The sequence below is a fragment of the Helicobacter sp. UBA3407 genome (assembly GCF_949747025.1).
Taxonomy (GTDB): Bacteria; Campylobacterota; Campylobacteria; order Campylobacterales; family Helicobacteraceae; genus Helicobacter_D; species Helicobacter_D ganmani.
The window spans coordinates 1-2881 of the sequence record NZ_CATKCB010000111.1 but is presented as its reverse complement, the minus strand read 5'-3'; the positions used below and the strand labels follow the sequence as shown (position 1 = coordinate 2881).

Here is a 2881-nt window from a genome sequence, read left to right as displayed (position 1 = left end):
GGTTCTTCCTCTGGATATAAATGGCTTTTCTCAAAACGTTTGAAGTTTTCTAAACTTGCCATAGATTCCAACTGAAACTGCATTGCATTAAAGCCTTGCTGTTCAGCTTCTTTTGAACTCACAATGCGAATTTGTGGAATCTCATTTTGTTCTTTAGAGTAATTTTCTAAAGGATTGTCTTCTCTTGTTGGCAACTCTACATTCTGTCTTAACTCATCAATTTCAGCCTCAAAAGATTGCTCTTTGCTGAAATTCTCGTGCGATTCACTTTCTGATGTCTCTTGCATTTCTTGAGATTCTTCTTCAGTATCATCTTGAAAGTTGAAAGCTGCACTTGTAGGAGGAGGCGGATTGTTTTTACTCTGCTCAATCAATTCTTCTAAAGTTAATGCGCGAGGGGTAGAAGGGGCTTTTGTAAAAAACAAAGAAGAATGCTTAGAGGTTTCTTGTGCTGGATTATTTTGCGTATTTTGAGTGTCCTTCTCCTGCGGAGAAAGGGAAAAAATAGAATGTTTAGAATCCTTTTTGTCCATTTGGCTTGGCGGCGTAAAAAATGCTTTGATTTTTGAAGCAAGATTTTTGAGATTCTTTTTGCTTTTAATGATTTTTTCTGTTGGCACTTGACTTTGCCTTAAATCCTCTTTCAAATCTTGCACAAATATTTTTCCCAATTCTTTAGGAGACTTGCCGCTATACAAAACAACGCTAAAGGCAAAGCAAAGTAAAACCAACACAAAAACACCCAAATGTGTAATAAGTGGCGAAAGCACACTATTAAACGCAACGCCCAAAATCCCAGCGTGCGCAAAAAACAAGCCTTGCAACACAAGAAGTGCAAAAACTCCGATGATAACACCAAGCGTTTTTTCTAAAAATCGGTTGTTTTTAAAATCAAAAGAATCTTTTACTTGATAGACAAAAAATGCAGCAACAAAAAGCCAAATATAGCCCAAATACCCAAAAAGCCAAAATTGAATTTGAGCAAGTGGCTTTAAAAATCCAAAAGGCTCTAAAATACCTAGAACTGTCAAGATTCCAAATATTAGCAAGAGGGAAGCAATGCGTATTTGGTAGGAAGTTTTATTCTTTAAAAATTGTGCCAATGGGGTTTTAAAAAAATTCGTTTTGATAGTAATTCCTTAAAATATCTTAAAAAGTGGCGAGAGGGTGAGAGAATCGAACTCCCCAGCAAATAGACACCTATCCACTCAAATGGGTTTGAAGCCCACGATGCCCACCAGCGACATATACCCTCCAAAGTCTCCAAACTTAAAGCTATTATTAAAGTAAAAAGAGATGAGAATTTAGCGCAATTTTACTTAATTTTTATTGAGTTTCTTAAATTTTCAAACTAAAATTCTACCAACTCTCGCTCTCTGTTGCGATAGAGGGCGCACTTTGTGTAACCTACTTGCTTGGCAAGTGATACCAACTCTGAATGTTTGAAGCCAATTTGCTCTACCGCGTGGGCGTCGCTCCCAAAACAAATTGGAATCTCTAAGGAATAAGCAATTTGCAAAATCTCTTCGCTTGGGTATTGCTCTTGAACTTGTTTGCGGAATCCTGCTGCGTTAATCTCTATACACATATTGGCTTCTTTCACAGCCTTGAGCGCAGATTCTATTTGTGGGCGCAAATCCTTTGTTGGGCGATAATTAAAGACTTTTAACAAATCCATATGCGCCAAAATGTCAAACTTTCCGCTTTTTGCTAACATTTCTGTGGCTTTATAATATTCACTCCAACAATCATTAATATCGCGCCTTGCATATTCGCGGATAAACTCGGGGTTATCAAACCCCCAATCGCCCAGAAAATGCACCGCTCCGATTCTATAATCTAGTGGAAAATCAAACAATCTTTCCTCTGCAAAAGAGGGCAAAAAATCAATCTCTAGCGCAGTTAAGATTTCAATTTGCCCTTTGTATTTTTCTTTTAATCGCGCAATTTCATCAAAATAAAAGGGTAAATCCTTAAAATCCATTCTATATTGTTCATCAAAAGCCATCGGATTGTGGCAAGAAAATCCAAAAACATCAATTTTTTCTTCTATTGCTCGGAGGACATATTCCTCCATTGTGCCTGTCGCGTGGTTACAAAGGCTTGTGTGATTGTGCAAATCTACCCGCATAAACTCCCTTTATTTACGATTCTTTGTCGTGATTCTTTGGACTTAGCCCATTTTCTTTTCCATTTCTTTAGTAATATGCAAACTTAAAACATGCTTATCAAACACCGCAATATAAAACATCGCGTCAAAAATCTTAATATCTAACACAAATCCTTCTACCTTGACTTCGCGCTTTTTCGTATCTTCTTGCAAGGTTTCTCCGCGAAACAAGACTTCGTTGCCCAACTCAATAGGTGCTAGAAACTTCACTTCTGCACCAATCACGATTCCATTGGGATTATTCACCGCCAATAACGCACAATAAGCAGCACTAGAAAACAAATTTCCCGAATGGATTAATCCTTGCTTATCCACCACCATTTTGCTACTTGTCTCCAAAAGAACAGAGGATTTACCATATTTTTGCTCCTTGATTGTGCCATTATTCAAATCAATATTCAAGCAAGATTTTTGCAAGACCGCATCGGCGTCTGGTTTGTTTAAAAAATCTTCTTCTTCAGACTTTATAAAATCCTCGTCCATTGCACTCTCCTTAGAAAAATTCTCAAATTATAACATATCTAAGCATAATCAAGATACTTCAGACAATAAAGGCTTTTTGCTTCATTATTTGCCAAAAAACCTCTCATTAGGAAACTTTAAATCTTACAAAAATTGTTGTCGGATTACATTTTGATTGTGGAGTTCTTGGAGGGATTGAACGCGAAAGCCAAAAGCTAAATGAATGCAACAAAGCACAAGGATAAGAAT

General features: G+C 37.0%; 3 protein-coding genes and 1 tRNA gene. All 4 read right to left on the bottom strand.

From position 1 onward, the window contains the following. Positions 1–1031: hypothetical protein (locus Q1553_RS03460; protein WP_300842755.1), on the bottom strand; the 1031-nt coding region annotated here is incomplete at its 3' end. Positions 1032–1157: 126 nt separating this feature from the next. Then, a tRNA-Sec gene (locus Q1553_RS03455) sits at positions 1158–1256 on the bottom strand. A gap of 95 nt (positions 1257–1351) precedes the next feature. Then, positions 1352–2131, bottom strand: a complete 780-nt coding sequence (locus Q1553_RS03450; protein WP_115551453.1) for a histidinol-phosphatase — start codon at positions 2129–2131, stop codon at positions 1352–1354. Positions 2132–2173: 42 nt separating this feature from the next. Then, a complete protein-coding gene (locus Q1553_RS03445; protein ID WP_115551454.1) occupies positions 2174–2653 on the bottom strand; it encodes a hypothetical protein in 480 nt (159 codons plus the stop codon). Positions 2654–2881 lie beyond the last annotated feature (228 nt).